Here is an 18,213-nt window from a genome sequence, read left to right on the forward strand (position 1 = left end):
CAGGCTCAAACTGACTCGAGGTTACCTAGCAGAATTGAAGTCATTTCAGCAGCCAGGACATTGTCGACCACAACGATATCTGTTCCCGTGTCGTAACTGACATTGGTTCTGGTGACACCTGAAAGGTCGGCATCGGCGTCTATAAAAACCCATTCCGCCTGGTGTGAAGAAGATTGCCCAACTGCCACTTGCAAGACCGCAAGCGCATCCAACGCGTTCACTGCACCGTCCCTGTTGATATCTGCCGCAATCAGATTTTCCGCGGTAGCCGGCCCCCATGTTGGGTCAAGCCCAACCGCAATACGAAGAACCTGAAGAGCATCAAGGGCTGTAATGTCTCCTGACGCCGTTGAATACCCTTTCACGATATCCAACTCACCCGTAAAGGTTCCTGATGGCAGGCCCAAGTCGAACACCCCATCGTCGTCAGCCCGCACGCTCACGGTCCCGCCTCCATCTATCGAAAAGCGGATCTCAGCGTCGCTTAACCCCGCATTTGTAGATGTGGAATCAATCGTAATGTCGCCCTGAATGCCGTCCGAGCTGCCGGGATCAAGCCCACCGAAGTCGCCAAAATCGACGGGAATGTGGTCCGGCCCTCTAAGTCCCGCCCCGAACACCTGTACAAGCGACAACGGGCTACCCGTGTTCGAATTTACCTCGATCGTTTCATTCAGGTACTCGATTACCGCACCTGTTGCCGTGGACGTAAAGGTCAATTGTTCGGGCGTTCTGAGTAGAGGGTAATCAAACACGTCCAACCGATCGACTCCGACCTGAAAATCGGTGATCGTGATGGGGTCACTTCCGTATTGGGCAACGAAAATGTCCGCACCAGCCCCGCCCGTCATTGTTGTCGCTCCGGTGCCCGCAATCAGGATATCGTCCCCTGCTCCACCGTTCAAAGTTGTTTCCAGAATGCTGCCGCTGAGGATGTCGTTCTGACTTGTTCCGTTCACAGTACCGAACCCGTCACGTACGACGCCCAAATTGGACACATCGACGGACAGCTGTGTCAGTCCCGCATCCTGCTGCGAGGCTACAAGTATCTGCAACTCATCACCCACATGTGCAACGCTGAAGGCTTCTACGTTTTGCAGACCGCTTTGAAGCGTATCTTCGAAACTGTCTTGGTGAACCAGTTGCCCGTCGGGCGTCATGGTGAACAGTGTAATCCCGTCATCCCCTCCGCCGGCGACAACGAAAACATGACCGTTCACCTCGACAACCTCGAGATCCTGAACATTGCCAAACCGCGTGTGCAAAGAATCCAGCACATGATCTGTGGGGGTCAAACTGCCGTCACTGCCGAGCATCATGACACTCAACGAGTTGCTCTGGGCACCGGCAACCACAACCCAGGACTGACCATAAGCCTGAACGACTTCCACTGCGGTCGGTGTCGCAATTCCCAAGGTGCTAAGCGTGTCAGTATTATCCACTTCACTGATTGCGCCTGTTCCGTGATTGATACTGAAGGTTCCGACTGTCCCGGAGGTGGCATCGCTTGTCACCAGAATCGAACTGGACGCAATCTGTATCACTTGCATCGAATCAGCTTGGCCCGTGCTTGACCCCGCAAGACGCACAGTCCCATCGCCGTTAAGGTTATAAGTTGCAATCTCCCCGGCGGATTCATGAGCTACAGCCAAAATTCCACCAAACAGCTGGACCACGGCAGAGACATCCCCGCCTCCCACAAGTGTTCCTGTTTCTTGTAGCGCCCCGATTGTGCCGTCTGGATTCAGTTCATACCCAACCAAACCGCTGGCCGAGCGCACATCCAACACCAGTTGGTCCCCGTCAGCAAAGGAAACGGGTGTTCCAATACGTCCAACCTGAAACGAGATCGAACCCGCAAAATACTCGGTGTCTTGCACTTGCGGGATCGCACCGTCGATCAGTTTCCAAACAACCACGCCGCCGCCTGGGCCCGTCACGCTGTACAGATACGTATCTCCGTTAAACGTTTTTAAAGCCGTATCGCCGATACCTGAATCGAGCGCTGCACTTCCCGTTGCAACCACTCCTTCGAACTGAAGCATCATAACCATCACCCCACGCCACACCTGGCTTCGTGAATAGGATGACCTGATGCCCAGTCCGAAACAAAAGCGCGAATGTGGTGAAAACGAGGAGTTCAGTTTCAGATTAACACAAATTTTTCAGGTCCGACCGCATGAGTCACAGATGGGAAAGACAGATGAACAGCAACTTGCCCCATCGGGCGGACGCGGACACCACATATGAGGGTAAGATGACCAAAGAACCTGAATCCAGAACCCGTACGCACGAATTGCAGGCGGACGCAGCTGACAAATCCAAACTACAAAAGTGGATTGACGGAAAGATGCGCCGTTGGGCCGGAACAGGGCTTGCCGGTGGTCTTGGTTCGACTCTGTTGGCATTGCCCGCACTTGCTCAGGCCACCGTCGATGAACTCTACGCCTTCCAATTCGCGGAAACCATTCCAGGTGTTCGATCGGTCAAGTTGTTAAAAGACGGAGATGTTCTTCTGAAATTGGCCAATGGTCAAACGATAGTCGTTGCCGCTGAAAAAGTTCAAATTCTTGAAAGCGGCGCCATTATGATAGCCGAGGATGCGGTGGCCGAAATTGCACAATTCAGCCTAGCGGCCGAAGCCGGCGGCGCGGCTAGTGCCGGTGGCATCAGCGGCGTAGGAGCCGCACTTGGCGGGCTTGGGCTGGCAGGGGCCGCAGCAGCCGGCGCAGGAGGAGGAGGCGGTGGCGACTCTGCTCCTCCCCCAGCTCCGACCTACCCTCACCTGAACCTTTCTGGTGTACAATCCACTGCATTGAGCAGTGCCGCATTGAACATAAACGCGGCTGAAGGCGCCGAGTCAGTCCAAGTTGCTATTGGAAGTTTTGTCGCGCCGGCCACCTTGAACAGTGATGGAACCTGGAGCCTGTCTTTGTCGCCTGCACAGGCAGCCAACCTACCTCAAGGCGTGACAAATGTTGTCGTCCGCAGCCTCGACGTTGATGGGAACGAAATCTCGACCGAGACGGTCACTTTTGACATCGATACATTGCCACCAAACGTGGCAATTTCAGGACTCTCAGCTGGGAATGTGATGAACGCAGCCGAACAGGCAACTGACCTGATAGTCTCTGGCACGACAGACGCGGAAGATGGACAAACAATTACGGTTACCGTCGGAGGTCAAACCTATACCGGATCAATCTCAGGAGGACAGTGGGCCGTCACGGTTCCCAGCTCGGATCTGACTGCATTGTCCGATAGTTCCACCATTACTGTTACCGCGGACGTCCAGGACGAGGCCGGAAACCCGGCCGTTCAGGCTACAACCAGCATCGAAAGCGATTTCACCGCACCGGCTGTCACTTTAGATCAGGTTGCAGGTGGGTCGATTGACCTTATTGATGTAGGCAGCGACTTGTCACTGACCGGCACGACCACCGCCGCCGACGGGGAAGCAATTACGGTAAACTTCAACGATCAAACATACTCGACAACGGCCTCGAGCGGCAGCTGGAGCGTTTCGGTTCCGGTCGCCGATCTTTCGGGATTAACGACGGGAACGTCGGTATCTGTAAACGCGGTTGCCTCTGATGCCGCCGGTAACGTTTCACCTCCGGCCTTCAGTTCTGTACCCGTGGACCTTACTGGCCCCACTATCGCTATCTCACCACCGCCCGTTGGAAGTGTCATCAATGCCGCTGAAGTTGGGGCAGATCTGACCATCAGTGGAACAAGCGGAAATGTACAGGATGGACAGCAGGTTACAGTAACAGTGAACGGGCAGACATATACCGGCAATATCACGAGTGGCAGCTGGAGTGTAACCATCCCGACAGCTGATCTGGTCGCCCTCAGCGACGGTGGCTCATTCACGATTACGGCAGACGTGATGGACACAGATGGTCTTAATGCCCCTCAGGCCAGCGCGACTTTAGACAAAGACGTGACCCCCCCGACCCTGAGCATCGACAGCTTTTCTAGCGGAACCGTTTTAAACGCATCCGAGCGGGGAACTGATTTGACGGTTACTGGATCGTCGACAGCGGAAGACGGCCAAGTTGTCACTGTTGAAATCAATGGGCAGACATACATTGGAACCGTATCCGGTGGCACCTGGAACGCCACCATCCCTGCGGCACATCTGTCGGCGTTGACTGATGGCGCTACAATTTCTGTCACTGCCAATGTTTCGGATGCAGCGGGCAATCCTGCATCCGAGGCCAGCAACAGTTTTAACACGGATTTTACGGCTCCGACGGTCAATATCACCGGACTATCCGATGGCGCTGTCCTAAACGTATCTGAGCAAGCCACCGACATGACAGTTTCTGGGACATCGGATGCTGCAGACGGCACGGTTGTCACTGTTAAAATCGTTCGCCCAGACGGAACCGTGGATGTTTCCGGGACGACAACGGTCTCAGGTGGCACATGGAGCTATACTGCCTCTTCAACGGCGTTGGGTACATTGCAAGATGGGGTCACGTACAATGTCACATCTACGATTGCGGACGCAGCCGGAAATGTTTCCAGCAACACCGGGACTTTGCAAACCGATTTTAGCGCACCTTCCATCACGTTGGATGCGCTGCCAATTGGGCCAATCCTGGATATCAATGAAGTAGGCAGCGATCTTGTGGTGTCGGGGTCGACCAGTGCAGAAGACGGACAGATTGTATCAGTCACATTGAACAATCAAACTTACACAGCTGTTGTCACCGGAGGGACTTGGTCCGCGACAATCCCAACACTCGACCTTTCATCCTTGTCGGACAGTACCGGATTCACCCTGTCAGCGACGGTCAGCGACACGGCAGGCAACTCGGCGACGCCAGCTACGACAAACCTTACAACTGATTTGCGCCCGATTTTGACTATAAACCAGACGGGACCAAATGGTGCGGTTGATCTCGGCAACGCCCAGAGCTCGGGCGCTACAGTTTCCGGAACATCAGTTGGTTTGAGTTCAGGACAAAGTGTTAACATTACGCTGAATGGGTCTCCGGTCGGGTCTGCGACTGTGGCCGCCGATGGCAGTTGGTCTTTGCCGGTCAGCGCGACAGCTTTCACCGGCATTGATGCAGGGGACAATTTGAACTTTCAGGCTTCGGCAACGGTAAGCGGAGGTTCTGATCCTCTCCCGGTTTCGGACCAGAACAATGCTCACGAACCTGGAGCGTATGCGATTGTCCAAACAGACAGCAACGGCTCAACTCTGACTTTCGAGATTTACGCAGACCCGGGCCGAGATATATCGAGTGGCTTGGCAATCACTGCAGAACTCGGATTTGACCCATCGGTCGTAACGTTCGATTCCGGATCGGATGTTGAAAACGGAGCTTTTGACCTGTTTCTCACCAATCCGGTTGGAGCATCGGCGGTAAGTTTCGGTGGAGCAGCCACTGTGTTCACGGATCTTTCCCAACCTCTAGTAACTTTCACCATGACGGTACAAGACGCCAGCCAGCCTGTAGTGTTGTCCGTGACAACACCTGACGGTGGTCCAACAGTTTATCACTTAGGCACGGACGGTGACGAAACCCTCACGGCAACCGATGTCGACAACGTTTTGCGTGGTCAGGGAGGCAACGATACGATCGACTTGACCAGTACGGGACGAGACCTTGTAGTGTTTGAAGCCGACCCAGCGGAAAACGGGGTGGACACGATTACAGGTTTCACTTTGGGTCCCGTTGCCGACGTCACCGACGCATTGATGTTCAGCGGTCTCAGCGTAAGTTCCTTGCGCGGCAATGGAACCGGAGTTGAGACCCTCGGCGCAGGAGACGCTTTAGGCGCGAATACCGGCGTTGTGGGCTTCACGACTGTATTGTCAGATCTGACATCTGGCACCATCGAAACGGCAGTTGAAAGCCTGACTGGCGTACAGAATGGGGACGAGATCTTCGTACTCGCCACCGACGGCACGGACAGCGTACTGGTCAAGGTTGATTATTCGGCTCCGGGATCGGCAACGGTCGATACTGTCGCTCAGTTCACGGGATTGAATGATCTAAGCGGACTGAGCGCGGACAACACCCTACATACCGACCCAACCGGCGCGTCGGTTTAAGTTCCTGCCACGCTGCCGGCAATTATTGCTGGCAGCGACTCCAGAACGGAAGTCCGCACATGTCAAAAACTAACTTGGCACCAGTGACCTACTGTCGCCACAAAGACAAAGGTTGGTCTCGGTTCGAGAGCTACCACTTCGCAGAAAACCTTAGGCACTGCCCTATTGTTCTTCAGGAAATTTTTCAGGCAGCGTCAGCATATCCAATTGTTTTCAGACAAATTGGTCAACACATCATGCCGGTGGCTCTGCTTTCAATGAGCGAAACACAGACTTCACCTTTTATTGCGCCGGATGGTCGCTGGCTTGCAAGCTATGTGCCAGCTGCATTGCGCTGCCCCCCTTTTGAGGTGGAAGTAACAGACCCGAAAACCGAAGACTACAGACTAATGGTCAACGAGCGTTCCGAGTTGATTGGACAAAAATCCGACGGGGAACCTTTTTTCGATGACAACGGTGAACTGTCGCAAGAATTACGCCGCGTTCTAGTCTTTCTAAAAGCCTGCGCGATCGAGACCAACAAAACACGCAAGCTATGCCAGATGATCTCTGATCTCGGTTTTCTTAAGCCCATAGAAACTTTCGAAAACGTTTCACTACCTAAGGGTTGCTTTGGTGCATCGCTTCCAAAAGTACGAGAAATGCCAACAGAGACCTTAGCGTTTTTATACGAAAGCGGTGCTCTGCTTTTGATCCATGCACATAAGGTTTCTATGGCTCACTGCACCTGGATTTCGCGCGCTCAAGAAAAATTGACTTATGATCGCTTCGCAAAACCATTCACAGAAAATTCAGAAGTCTCTGATTTCATTCAAGCATTAGCGTGCGCCCAGTCGGATGAAATGATAGAAACCGGTGAAATGTGAACTGTAATGTCAAATCTCAGATTCACCCCCATCACAAAACTGCTCTTTGTTCTTTGTTGCTTATCAGGATGCGCTTCCGCACCTGACCTGGCGTTTGTTGAAAAGTCTTTTGAGCGCGGATCGGTCGGCGTTGGCGCAACCGCGCCTTCACCTGAATTGGCAAAAAGTGAGTTCGGTCAACTCGTACGTTCGGCCGTTCAAAATAGTCCCTCCAACGCACGTAGCGCAAGCAGATATGACCTTGCAATTGCAGATCGCGATTCCGCCCGGGGCGCATTTCTGCCACGCGTTTCAATGGGGATTAACGCCAGATCCGAACGCGTGGACAGCGATATTGCAGGTGTGACGCCCTTCGTTCGGATATCGCAACTAGTATATGACGGCGGCGCTGCGTCCGAAGAATTGACTGCCGCGAAAGCCCGAGTTCTTGAAAGTCGCGGCGATCAACTGCAAACTGCCGCTGCCATCGCCCTAACCGCAATTGAGGCATATGTCTCAGTTACTAATCAAAGAGAGATTCAAAGAATTTCCCTTGAAAACGTGGGCGTCCATGAGGAAATAACGCGCCAAATTACAGAGCGTTTTGAACAGGGCGCCGGTTCAAATGCCGACGTATTGACTGCGCAGTCCCGCATGGCAGACGCGCGGACACGGTTCGCAGATGCCAGAGCCCGCACAGATCGTGCTGAAGCTCAGTTTCATGAAGTGTTTGGCCACGAACCTGGCACCTTATCACCAGCGATAGAAGCTCCAAGAGTGCCAAGAACAGATGCACAGATCATTGCCGAAAGCCCTCAGGTTCGCCGCGCTGATGCTTCTTTGCTGGCGGCTAAATCGCAACAGTCAGCGGCGATTGCAAGACGTCAACCCGACATAGAAATTGCGGCCTTCACTGATCGCGATGACGACAATGATGCGAATTTCGGCGTTGATCTATCGTTCAACTACGAACTTGACAGCACAGGCCAACGAAAAGCGGCGATTGCCTCAGCAGAAGCTCAGGTCAAAGAGGCAGAATTTGCAAGAGAAGATCTGGTTCGTCAACTTCGCCGTGAGTTAGAATTCGTGCGCTCTGACCAAATGGCGGGAGCGGAAAGACTACAGGCAGCTCGGATTGCAGCCACCGTTAATGCTGACAGCGTTAAAGCTGCTCGCGCTCGGTTCACCATAGGACGGCGCAGCCTGATCGAAATCCTCGACGCACAACGCGACTTTGTCAACGCGCAGGAACGGCTAATCCTCGCCGAACAGAGTTTCTTTCTGACAAACTATGCGGTGCTCAGTTTGACAGGGGACATCCTTGATCTGTTGGGAATCCAGACATTTGAACATGGAGCAAATCAATGATCGACCTGCGTTCCCTAACCAAAAGGACAGATTCACCTGATCTGGAAACGTGTTTGATTCACGTGGCTTCATCTTTGGAAAGATCGATTTCAGTAGCCAGTTTGCAGGCTGCAAGGTCCGGGGTATCGGGGAACTTAACCATTCCCCACGCGATTCAAGTTGCGCAAAATGCTGGACTCCAAGCTGGTTATGGCGCTTGGACGCTCTCGAGTTTCGACAATACGTTGGCTCCTGCCCTGTTATTTTTAAAAGACGATCGCGTCGTGGTTTTTCATGGGCGCTCGACCAGTGGCAGGGTCTTAATTTATGATCCAAGTCTGGGTGATGAGATTGGTGAAGTCTTCGAAAACAATCTCCAAGATGTTTATACCGGTTATGCGATCGTATTTCGCCGGTCTCAATCCGAATATACAAAAAACAGCGGGTACCCTACTGCGGGCCATTGGTTCTGGTCCGCGATGGCAGCAAACCGTTGGTCCTATTTTCAGGTTGTCCTGGCGGCCTCGATTGCCAACCTGCTAGGTTTGTCCACCTCTGTTTTCATCATGGTCGTCTATGACCGTGTTCTACCTAACGAAGCCAAGGAGTCACTAATTGCCCTGACAATAGGCGTTGGGTTGGCTTTGCTGTTCGACTTCGCCCTCAAGTTGTTGCGGGCAGGGTTCATTGATCAGGCTGGGCAGAAAGCCGACTTGATCATCGGGCGTCGGATTTTCAATCAATTGGTTGATTTGCGCATGACTTCTCGTACCGGTTCAACCGGCGCTATGGCGAGCACAGTTAGGGAATTCGAAACTCTGCGAGAGTTCTTTACTTCGGCAACCCTCGTCGCCTTAGTGGATTTGCCGTTCATTGGCTTGTTCATATTTGTAATTTACTTGGTCGGGGGCCCTTTAGCACTTGTGCCCGCTTTGGCAGTGCCGGTTGTTCTGATGACGGGTCTGATTGCTCAACCAATTCTGTCACGGCTGGCCGAGCAGAGTTTTTCAGACGGGCAATCCAAGCAATCCGTACTGGTCGAAACTGTGTCAGGTTTGGAAACAATCAAAACAACGGCGGCGGCACAACAAATGCGTGCCCGTTGGGAAGATGCATTGGAACGGCAGTCTTCCCACGGCGTGAGAAGTCGTGCAGTTACGCAATTTGCACTAAATTTGACGGGTTTCACGCAACAGGCGGCCCAAGTGTTGATCGTGTTCTACGGAGTTTTTCTAATTGCCGATGGTCAGGGAAGTATGGGTGCGCTTATAGCTTCGGTTATGTTGACAGGACGGGCATTGGCGCCGCTTGGTCAACTGGCCCAGACACTTACACGGATCAATCAGGCCCGAAGTGCCTTTAAGAACCTTAACGCACTGATGAACGCCACGAATGAAAGACCTCAAGGTCAAAAGTGGATACGTCGACCTGAATGCCAAGGCCAAATAACATTCAGAAACGTAGAGTTCACTTATCCAGAGCAGGCGGATGCTACTTTGTCTGGCCTTTCCTTTGATATCAAACCCGGAGAAAAAGTCGCAATTCTCGGCCCGATCGGCTCGGGGAAAAGCACAGTCACACGGCTGTTGCTTGGGCTGTACCAACCCCAGTCCGGGTCTGTGATGCTTGACGGAGTGGACATTCGCCAGTTGGACCCCGGGGATCTGCGTCGAAACATCGGGACTGTTCTACAGGATATCTGGCTCTTCTCAGGGTCGATACGGGACAATATTGCAAGTGGCAGCACCAGGCCTCGCGACCGGGACATTATCGAGGCCGGTAAAACTGCAGGTGTAGAAGATTTTATCGCCGACCGATCCGGGGGGTATGACGTAATGCTGTCAGAACGTGGCGAGGGTCTATCAGGTGGGCAGCGGCAGTCCATTGCCCTAGCCAGGGCTCTAGTAACTCGACCTCCAATATTGTTGTTGGATGAGCCGACCAGTGCGATGGACGTCAAAACTGAAGCGAAAGTAATAGACCGCCTCAAAAAAGCGACGACAGACACTACGATGGTCATCGTTACCCATAGAACCAGCCTGCTGTCATTAGTGGACCGTGTCATTGTTATCGAAAATGGACAGGTCAGCGCCGATGGTCCCAAGAGTATCCTAACTAACCACACCCCTGCTCAGCGGAGGCATCTGAATGTCGCAGCATCATGATTTTGCGTCATTGGCACGGGAAATGCGCGGACGGTCACCTCTTAAGGGCTCGATCCTGTTATTGGTCATATTGGCGTGTCTTATCAGCGCGGGTTTGTGGGCCTATCTTACGGAACTGGACGACGTAACACGTGTAGACGGCAGGGTGGTTCCATTGGCGGACGTCCAGCTGATCGAAGCAACAGAAACTGGTGTGCTGCAGCATCTGCACGTGAACGAAGGTCAATTCGTGGAAAAAGGCGCGTTGCTGATGGAGTTCGACACGACGCAAATCGATAGTCAATTCAGCCAGGAACAACAGCGCGCTTTCGGATTAATGGCGCGGGCGGAACGGCTGATGGCCGAAATTGAAGACCGTGAGCTCTTTTTTTCCAAGGAACTGATGGAAGGGGCGCCGGACGTGGTTCGATCGGAAACTGCTTTGTACCAAGGTCGTCAGTCAGAGCTCATCGCTGAAATCGCGATCCTCGAGCGTCAACGGGAGCAGAAACAAAGGGAGTATGAAGAAGGGCTGGTAGACAAGATAACAGCCGACGAAACTCTTAAGATCCTAGCTGAAGAGCGCGCCATCATGACGCCGCTTGTAGAAAAACGGATGGAACCCGCCACGACGCTGTTGACTCTGCGCCGTAATGAAGCCGAGTGGCATGGGCGCAGAACACGTGCGCAAGCTGTGACCAACAGACTGCAGACTGGCCTCGCAGAGATTGACGACCGAATTCGTGCGACGCGCAGCCGGTTTCACACTGCAGCCTTGACTGACCTTGCTGTTACAACGGCGGAATTGGCAGCGCTAAAACCCGTTTTGCCGGCTTTGCAGGATCGCGCAAGTCGCGCGCAAGTTAGATCTCCGGTTCGAGGCGTGGTCAACCGGATTCACAGAACCACGATTGGTGGGTTGGCCCGCAGCGGAGAGGAATTGATCGAGTTAGTGCCACTCGGGGACAATTTGCTTGTCGAAGCCTACGTGCGTCCAGATGATATCGCGTTTTTGCACGCCGGACAGCCGGTGAAGGTCAAAATCACCGCTTACGATTTCGCTCGATACGGTGCGCTGAATGGGGAAATAGTCCGGATCGGTGCAAACACCATAACGCGATCAGAGCGAAATGACGAAGAAGTTTTTGTCGTTGAGATTCAAACCCAACAGTCTTTTCTGGATGCCAACGGAGTGGCAGTTGAGATCATTCCCGGCATGATCGCTGAAGTCGATATTCTAGCGGGACGAAAAACTGTGATGGAATACCTGATAAGACCCGTCGTCAAAGTCAAGGAGCAAGCTCTGCGGGAATAGAAAGAGGTTCTTAAGGCGGGCCAACCGAACAAATAACCTGAAATCACTTGGCGGCCATGGACTGAAAAACTCATAATGCCGCTCGCTTATTGCCAAACGACATCTCCCAGAAAAATGTAGCCTGCACCATAAATCGTTTTGATTAATCTGGGGTTTTTGGGGTCTTCACCCAATTTGGTACGCAGTCGGGATATTCTGACATCCATCGCCCGATCAAAACTATCCCCTGCGGCACCGCCCAAAGTCTCTTGCATATGTGCGCGACTGATCAACCTTTTTGGGCTTTCCAGAAACAGCCGCAAAACTTCCCCTTCGGCGTGGCTGAATGGGGTCTCGGTCCCTGCGCCATCATCCAGAATGTAGCGATCGAAATAGGCAGTCCAACCGTTAAAATGTGCCACATCAGAATGAGTTGGTCGCACCCGCGGCGCCCGCAACCGGGCCCGTATACGCGCGACAACTTCGGCAGGATCAAAGGGCTTGGTGATATAATCATCAGCACCCAATTCCAAACCGGTAACCCGGTCCTGTACCTGCGCTCGGCCCGAGATGATTATGACCGCTGCGCCTTGCTCTAGCGCCAATCGATGCACCAGCGCCAGACCATCTGTGTCAGGCAATGAAAGATCCACTAGGCACACGTCTGGAGTAACACGTTTCAACGAGGCTTCAAACTCGCGCGCACGAGAGAAGCTCTGGGTCCGGAAGCCTGCCTCCTCCAAAGCATCGGTCAATATCCGTCGAATTTCAGGTTCGTCATCAACGATCGTGACCAGTGGTTGGGTCATCAGGCGGCCTCGGTTCTGATCAGGGCGCAAAGTTGAGCGCGGGTGAATGGCTTGCGTAAAACTGGTGCTCGGACAAGCGCTTGTTTGTGCAATGGATCGGAATAAGGCAGCGAAGTCATTAGAATGCAGGGCACCGATGCGTTTATGTCGTCCAAAAGATTCAACCCGGTCTCCTCTCCCTCCAGGCGGATATCCGACAGCACCAAGACTATGTCCTGTAAATTTTGAACCAAAGCCAAAGCCTCGGATTTCGAAGTTGCCTCGATCACGGAAAATCCCAGTTCGACCAGCATGTCGCGGAATTGGCTTCTGAGCGCGTCGCTGTCTTCGACCAACAGAACAAGCCCCTCTTGCACGGGCGGAGCCGGTCTGTACGGCAAACGCAGCACCACAGAGGCGCCAGACGGTGTGTTGCGCAGATCCAAATCGCCGCCAGCCAGTTTGACCGTGTCATAAACCATTGGCAAACCCAGCCCAGACCCCTTATTCCCCTTGGTGGTAAAAAACGGGTTGAGTGCTTTGTCCAATGCTTCAGGCGAAAAGCCGGGGCCAGTATCGGAAACCGCGATTTCCGCCCAGATGCTACCCACCTTATGAGCGCTGATGGTAATCTGACCTGTTTCACCACAGGCATCGCGCGCATTTAACACAAGGTTCAGCAGGGCATCCTGCACCATGCCTGAATCCAGCATCAAGGCGACGTCTGGCAGTGTATTGACCACCGATAGCCCAACACCGCGCGGCAACGACGGCGAGGCCAGAATGCGCAGGTCTTCAAGTAACCCACGCATATCGGTTGCCTTGGGTTGAGGAGTACGATTGCCCGTCATATCCGCTATTCTGTTCAGCAATTGGCCACCGCGGCGGGCGGTCTGTTGCGTGGCGGTGACCAACTCACGGGCATATTCCGGCAAGTCCATCTTTTGCAGTCGGGATTGCATTCCAAGAATGATCGTCAAGAGGTTCGAGAAATCATGGGCAAGGCCGCTGGTCATCTGGGCCGCCATGGCCCGACGGCGCGTTTGCTGCAAGGCGACCCGGGCTTGTGTTTCTTCGGTGATATCGACTGACATGACATAAACCCCGCCTTCTTTGTCTGGCGTGAAAGAAACACGAATACGTCGCGAACCCTGGTTTTCAGTGAACTCGAAAACGGATGTTTCCCCGTCATACGCTTTCTGAAGGTGCGGCTCGACTTTGTCATAGGCCGCAGCACCCAATGCCTCAGAAATATGCATCCCGATTATATCGGACGGACGGCCTGGCATCACTGAATTCAGACGTCGATTGGAATAGTCATATCTTCCTTCAATATCCAAATGCGCTATATGAGCAGGCATCATTTCAGTCGTCATGCGCGTGCGGGCTTCGGTTTCGGTCAACTGCCGCTTGGCTTCTTCCAATGCCGAATTTGTAGAAGCGAGCTTTCGATTCGCTGCCGACAGTTCCTCGGCCCTGTCCAAAAGTTGCCCGGACAGTTCTACCGAACGGGCGCGCAGCAGGGCCTCAGCCTGTTTGGTGTTTGTGATATCTGTATAAACTGCAACCCACCCCCCCTTCGGCAATGGCGCGCCCTCGACCGAGATAACCTGACCGTTGGCTCGAACGCGTTCAAGGTAGTGGGGTTCAAAAGTCAAAGCCTGTCGGATTCGGCGTTCGACGATCTGGTCAGCATCCGCATCATCGCCATACTCACCATGTGTCGCCAGATAGTGGATGGTATCCCGAAACAGCGCACCGGGTTTGACGAGGTCATCGGGCAGGTCAAACATCACCTGAAACGGTCGATTGCTTACAACCAGTCGCAGCTGACTGTCATAGATCGACAACGCCTGACCAATCAGATTCAACCCGGCCGACGTCATCGCTTTGATCTGTTCTTCGGTGATGTCCAATTTCACCCTCCCCGAGTTATATCCGTAACATCGGAAATCTCGCAGGTGTAGAGGCGTTAGCGCCCAAGGCCACGCAGAATTCGATCAATGCCTAGAGCGAGACTTTGGGCCGTCGGATGTAATCGCACATAATGACAACGTGTGGTCCATATTGCGCATTCGGTGCCGCAACATTCGGCGCGTAAGCCGGGCCAGTTCGGGTGCGTAGTCGGGGTTGGGCGCCACGTTTTCAAACTCTCCACGGCCCGTGTGGTCAAAAAGCATGGGAGGCAGGTCCGCAGCGAACTCGACCAGAGTAAAGCGGTCATCCCTCAATATTCCAAGGGATGAATCGCTGGGACCAGTCCCAAGCTGTTCCTGCCAGATCGTGGGGTTCAAAGGTTCGGAAAAGTCCAGCTCACTAAAGGAATAGCTGCGCCAGTCCTCGGGCAGGTTCCCATGCAGCAAAGGCAGCAGAGACCGTCCATCCATCGAATTTGGAATGGATTGCCCAATCCAGTCGAGAATGGTCGGAGTAACATCGATGGATTCGGTCGGAGCAGAAATGACGGAACCCGCTTGGTCTCGATTGCCAGGCAACCGGATCAAAAGGGGCGTGTGATAGGCCGCATCATAGACGGTCATTTTACCCCAGCTGTTTCGATCTCCAAGCATCTCTCCGTGGTCGGCAGTGATAATGATCAAAGTGTCGTCATACTGGCCACTGTCCTTCAGGAACTGGACGACCCGTCCGATATGGTGGTCAACTTCCGTCGCCAACCCCAGATAAACAGATCGCAGAATTTGGATGTTCTCAGGCGTCGGATCAACGTTCTTAAAACCCAGGACGAAATCAGCAGCAGTCTGTTTTTGCATAGTAGGTGCAAAGAACGGATGAACTTCGGCCTCGCTGTTCGCGCCCCCAAGCCCGGCAGGCAGAGGGAGCGACGTCGGGTCATACATGTTGTTGTAGGGGGCAGGTGCCACAAGGGGTGGATGCGGGCGGATATAGGTGAGATGCGCAAACCAATTCTGCCCAACAAGCGGCGCCATACTATTAAGGAATACATCCGTCAAAAACGCGGTGTCACTGTCTTTGGCCGCGTACAACGCTGGATCATTCAGTTTGGCCGGACCACCGGATTCAGAGACCGGTGAATGGACATCCCAATAGCTGTCAAAGGAATAGCCTTGTTTCATCAAGTACGACCGCCATGGATAAGACTCTTCTAGTCGCATCTCGACCACTTCCTCGAACCCGGCCATGGGTCGTTCATAAGACCGAAGAACAGGGTCGTTTGGGTCGTGTATCCTAGGGTCGGCCGTCGTGTCGGTATAGCCAAACAACAAAGGCGAATAGCCAGCCTTTCGCATTTCACTTGCTATGGTCGGGGTGTCGTGGCGCAAAGGTGTCCCGTTTCGCACGGACCGATGGTTCATCGCGTATTGCCCGGTCAGGATAGAGGCGCGCGACGGGCCACAAGGGTTGGTCACTGAAAAATGCCTGTCAAACGTCACCGCCTCTTGCATGAAGGCGCGCATGTTGGGCAGGTCGACATGTCCCGCCAGTGCGCCGTTCAGACAATCGGCCCTAAGCTGGTCAATAATGATAAAAAGGACATTCCCGGCGCGTTGCATCCCAATTCCTCTGATCCTGCTAGCTTGGCTTTTGATGCGGACATTGTCCGGGTTCTACCCAAGCAGCAACAGATTCGTCACACTTGGCCTTAGTTAAGATCAGACTTGAAACGTGTTTGTCGGCTTGATCGATCAATCCTGCGTCTGAAACTGTCACACATGCGCTATTGAGAGGAGAGAATAACCCGAATCTTTCGAAAAATACGTTGCAGCGCACGCGTGTTTTAAATCACATACGCTCATGACCCGACCAACCGTAAATTTGAACCATGATGCTGAAGGCATCAGCATTCTAGTGTCAGGTGAACTTCTAACCCAAACCCTAAGCAGTATAGAAGCCGCATTCGCATCCTTCACGCCTACGGGGAACAAGGTCGTTGTGGACCTGTCAGACGTTCAAGCAATGGATACAAGCGGCGCATGGCTGGTCGCCGATCTGACGCGCCGGGTACAAAAAGCAGGGGGTGAGATTGATCTTCATGGTGCGTCACCTGCCTATTCCGACCTGATTGCGACGGTGTCCAAAAGCATCCCCGATGACCCAGTAACTGAAATTCACCATCGCAGCTTTGGAGACTGGGTGGAAAGCGTCGGCAAACGGACGGCAGGCGGGTGGAAAGACACCCTGTCGATGCTGGACTTTCTTGGCCTGACGCTGCACCGACTAGGTCGGACCCTTCTGAACCCACGCAGGCTACGGCGGGCGGCTCTGGTCTCGCAGATGGAAGAGGTCGGTTTCAAAGCCATTCCGATCGTTGCCTTGATGGGTTTTCTGATTGGCGTCGTTTTGGCATTCCAAGGTGCAACCCAGTTGAAACAGTTCGGCGCCGAGATTTTCGTAGTAGAACTGATCTCGATCTCGGTATTGCGGGAATTGGGCATCCTTTTGACGGCTATTATTGTGGCAGGTAGGTCCGGTTCGGCTTTCACGGCGTCCATAGGCTCGATGAAAGTACAGGAAGAGATTGATGCCATGCGCACCTTGGGCCTGGACCCGATTGAGGTTCTGGTCATCCCGCGGGTGGTCGCCTTGCTGATTATGTTGCCGATCCTTGGCTTCATTTCCGATATCTCCGCCCTGATCGGCGGTGGACTTATGAGCTGGATCGACCTCGACGTCAGCCCCGGAATGTTCGCGACGCGGTTGAAGGAAAACACAGGCATCTGGCAATTTGCGATCGGCATGATCAAAGCGCCGTTCTTTGCACTGGTCATCGGTGTTATCGCCTGTTGGCAAGCGTTGCAGGTCAAGGGGTCTGCTCAAAGCGTCGGGCAGAGGACAACCTCGTCTGTGGTTCAATCCATTTTTATGGTTATTGCACTGGACGCTTTGTTCTCGATCTTCTTCTCGGTTATGGGAGTCTGACATGGACGGAACCGTGCCGCAGAAAACAACCCAGGCCGACACCCAGCGCGAGGCCGTCATTCGGGTACGTAACCTGACCAACCAGTTTGGGCCGCAGGTGGTTCACCAGCACCTTGATCTGGACGTCTGGCGCGGTGAGGTACTGGGCATCGTCGGCGGGTCAGGTACTGGTAAGTCCGTTCTGCTAAGGACAATTGTCGGGCTGAACAAACCTACAGCTGGCAGTATCGAAGTTCTGGGCGTCGACGTGTTGAACGGTCCCGAACAGGAGCGTCGAAGGATTGAACAGCGTTGGGGTGTTGCATTCCAGGATGGGGCGCTGTTTTCGTCACTAACCGTTTTGCAGAATGTCATCGCTCCTCTGCGCGAACATACTGGTATGAGTGAAAGCCTAATGTGCGCACTTGGCAGTTTGAAAATCAGCCTAGTCGGTTTGCCGCAGCTCAGTTGCGGCAAATTTCCTTCGGAACTTTCAGGCGGGATGCGCAAGCGGGCTGCGCTGGCCCGTGCGTTGGCAATGGATCCCGAAATCGTTTTCTTGGATGAGCCCACGGCCGGGTTGGACCCGATCGGAGCCGCCGCTTATGACGATCTGATCGGAGAACTGCAAAATGCGCTGGGATTAACTGTATTCATGGTCACGCACGATCTGGACAGCCTGTATGCCATTTGTGACCGTATTGCCGTTCTCGCGGAAAAACGCGTTTTGGTTGAAGGACCGATTGAAGAAATGACCAAAGTCGATCATCCTTGGGTGCAAGAATATTTCACCGGCCCTCGGGCGCGCGCAGCGCAAGAGAAAGGGCAAAGCAGGTAGAGC

At 53.6% G+C, this 18,213-nt stretch carries 11 protein-coding genes; 7 read left to right on the top strand and 4 right to left on the bottom strand.

Translation table 11 applies throughout. The annotated features are described in order from the left end of the window. Positions 1 to 5 precede the first annotated feature (5 nt). A complete protein-coding gene (locus AC2FNR_RS03245; protein WP_496847970.1) occupies positions 6 to 2,048 on the bottom strand; it encodes a dockerin type I domain-containing protein in 2,043 nt (680 codons plus the stop codon). Positions 2,049 to 2,203: 155 nt separating this feature from the next. Here AC2FNR_RS03245 and AC2FNR_RS03250 point away from each other — a divergent pair, with 155 nt between their 5' ends. The 5 genes from AC2FNR_RS03250 to AC2FNR_RS03270 are packed head-to-tail and all read left to right on the top strand — an operon-like array spanning position 2,204 to position 11,727. Then, a complete protein-coding gene (locus AC2FNR_RS03250; RefSeq protein ID WP_496847971.1) occupies positions 2,204 to 6,076 on the top strand; it encodes a beta strand repeat-containing protein in 3,873 nt (1,290 codons plus the stop codon). A 59-nt stretch (positions 6,077 to 6,135) separates the two neighbouring features. Continuing rightward, positions 6,136 to 6,942, top strand: a complete 807-nt coding sequence (locus tag AC2FNR_RS03255) for a SapC family protein (RefSeq protein ID WP_496847972.1) — start codon at positions 6,136 to 6,138, stop codon at positions 6,940 to 6,942. A 6-nt stretch (positions 6,943 to 6,948) separates the two neighbouring features. After that, the gene (locus AC2FNR_RS03260; protein ID WP_496847973.1) at positions 6,949 to 8,289 is read left to right on the top strand and encodes a TolC family protein; all 1,341 of its coding nucleotides are present in this window, start codon (positions 6,949 to 6,951) and stop codon (positions 8,287 to 8,289) included. Next, positions 8,286 to 10,433, top strand: a complete 2,148-nt coding sequence (locus AC2FNR_RS03265; RefSeq protein WP_496847974.1) for a type I secretion system permease/ATPase — start codon at positions 8,286 to 8,288, stop codon at positions 10,431 to 10,433. The genes AC2FNR_RS03260 and AC2FNR_RS03265 overlap by 4 nt, the downstream gene beginning before the upstream one ends. Beyond that, on the top strand, positions 10,417 to 11,727 hold the full coding sequence (locus AC2FNR_RS03270; RefSeq protein WP_496847975.1) for an HlyD family type I secretion periplasmic adaptor subunit: 1,311 nt from the start codon (positions 10,417 to 10,419) through the stop codon (positions 11,725 to 11,727). Before AC2FNR_RS03265 ends, AC2FNR_RS03270 begins: the two co-directional genes overlap by 17 nt. Positions 11,728 to 11,813: 86 nt before the next feature. Here the strand turns inward: AC2FNR_RS03270 and AC2FNR_RS03275 are convergent, their stop codons facing one another. The 3 genes from AC2FNR_RS03275 to AC2FNR_RS03285 form a co-directional block, all read right to left on the bottom strand. Next, entirely contained in the window at positions 11,814 to 12,515 is a 702-nt protein-coding gene (locus tag AC2FNR_RS03275) for a response regulator transcription factor (RefSeq protein WP_209196309.1), read from the bottom strand. Next, positions 12,515 to 14,380 (bottom strand): PAS-domain containing protein, encoded by a 1,866-nt coding sequence (locus AC2FNR_RS03280; protein ID WP_496848164.1) that lies wholly within the window; start codon positions 14,378 to 14,380, stop codon positions 12,515 to 12,517. Before AC2FNR_RS03280 ends, AC2FNR_RS03275 begins: the two co-directional genes overlap by 1 nt. A 114-nt stretch (positions 14,381 to 14,494) precedes the next feature. Further along, positions 14,495 to 16,027, bottom strand: a complete 1,533-nt coding sequence (locus tag AC2FNR_RS03285; RefSeq protein WP_496847976.1) for an alkaline phosphatase family protein — start codon at positions 16,025 to 16,027, stop codon at positions 14,495 to 14,497. A gap of 241 nt (positions 16,028 to 16,268) precedes the next feature. On the opposite strand from AC2FNR_RS03285, the gene AC2FNR_RS03290 reads away from it, so the two are divergent. Together AC2FNR_RS03290 and AC2FNR_RS03295 are read left to right on the top strand one after the other, a co-directional pair. Next, positions 16,269 to 17,393, top strand: coding sequence for an ABC transporter permease (locus tag AC2FNR_RS03290; protein ID WP_496847977.1), 1,125 nt, complete (start codon positions 16,269 to 16,271; stop codon positions 17,391 to 17,393). 1 nt (position 17,394) lies between these two features. Next, on the top strand, positions 17,395 to 18,210 hold the full coding sequence (locus AC2FNR_RS03295) for an ABC transporter ATP-binding protein (protein WP_496847978.1): 816 nt from the start codon (positions 17,395 to 17,397) through the stop codon (positions 18,208 to 18,210). Positions 18,211 to 18,213 lie beyond the last annotated feature (3 nt).

This window comes from Ruegeria sp. SATB045 (assembly GCF_059613525.1).

Excerpts from the sequence above, each read along its gene's own strand:
- AC2FNR_RS03290 (WP_496847977.1), top strand. The coding sequence starts at position 16,269 with ATGACCCGACCAACCGTAAATTTGAACCATGATGCTGAAGGCATCAGC.
- AC2FNR_RS03280 (WP_496848164.1), bottom strand. The coding sequence starts at position 14,380 with ATGACGTCGGCCGGGTTGAATCTGATTGGTCAGGCGTTGTCGATCTAT.
- AC2FNR_RS03270 (WP_496847975.1), top strand. The coding sequence starts at position 10,417 with ATGTCGCAGCATCATGATTTTGCGTCATTGGCACGGGAAATGCGCGGA.
- AC2FNR_RS03295 (WP_496847978.1), top strand. The coding sequence starts at position 17,395 with ATGGACGGAACCGTGCCGCAGAAAACAACCCAGGCCGACACCCAGCGC.
- AC2FNR_RS03265 (WP_496847974.1), top strand. The coding sequence starts at position 8,286 with ATGATCGACCTGCGTTCCCTAACCAAAAGGACAGATTCACCTGATCTG.
- AC2FNR_RS03260 (WP_496847973.1), top strand. The coding sequence starts at position 6,949 with ATGTCAAATCTCAGATTCACCCCCATCACAAAACTGCTCTTTGTTCTT.
- AC2FNR_RS03285 (WP_496847976.1), bottom strand. The coding sequence starts at position 16,027 with ATGCAACGCGCCGGGAATGTCCTTTTTATCATTATTGACCAGCTTAGG.
- AC2FNR_RS03250 (WP_496847971.1), top strand. The coding sequence starts at position 2,204 with ATGAACAGCAACTTGCCCCATCGGGCGGACGCGGACACCACATATGAG.
- AC2FNR_RS03245 (WP_496847970.1), bottom strand. The coding sequence starts at position 2,048 with ATGATGCTTCAGTTCGAAGGAGTGGTTGCAACGGGAAGTGCAGCGCTC.
- AC2FNR_RS03275 (WP_209196309.1), bottom strand. The coding sequence starts at position 12,515 with ATGACCCAACCACTGGTCACGATCGTTGATGACGAACCTGAAATTCGA.
- AC2FNR_RS03255 (WP_496847972.1), top strand. The coding sequence starts at position 6,136 with ATGTCAAAAACTAACTTGGCACCAGTGACCTACTGTCGCCACAAAGAC.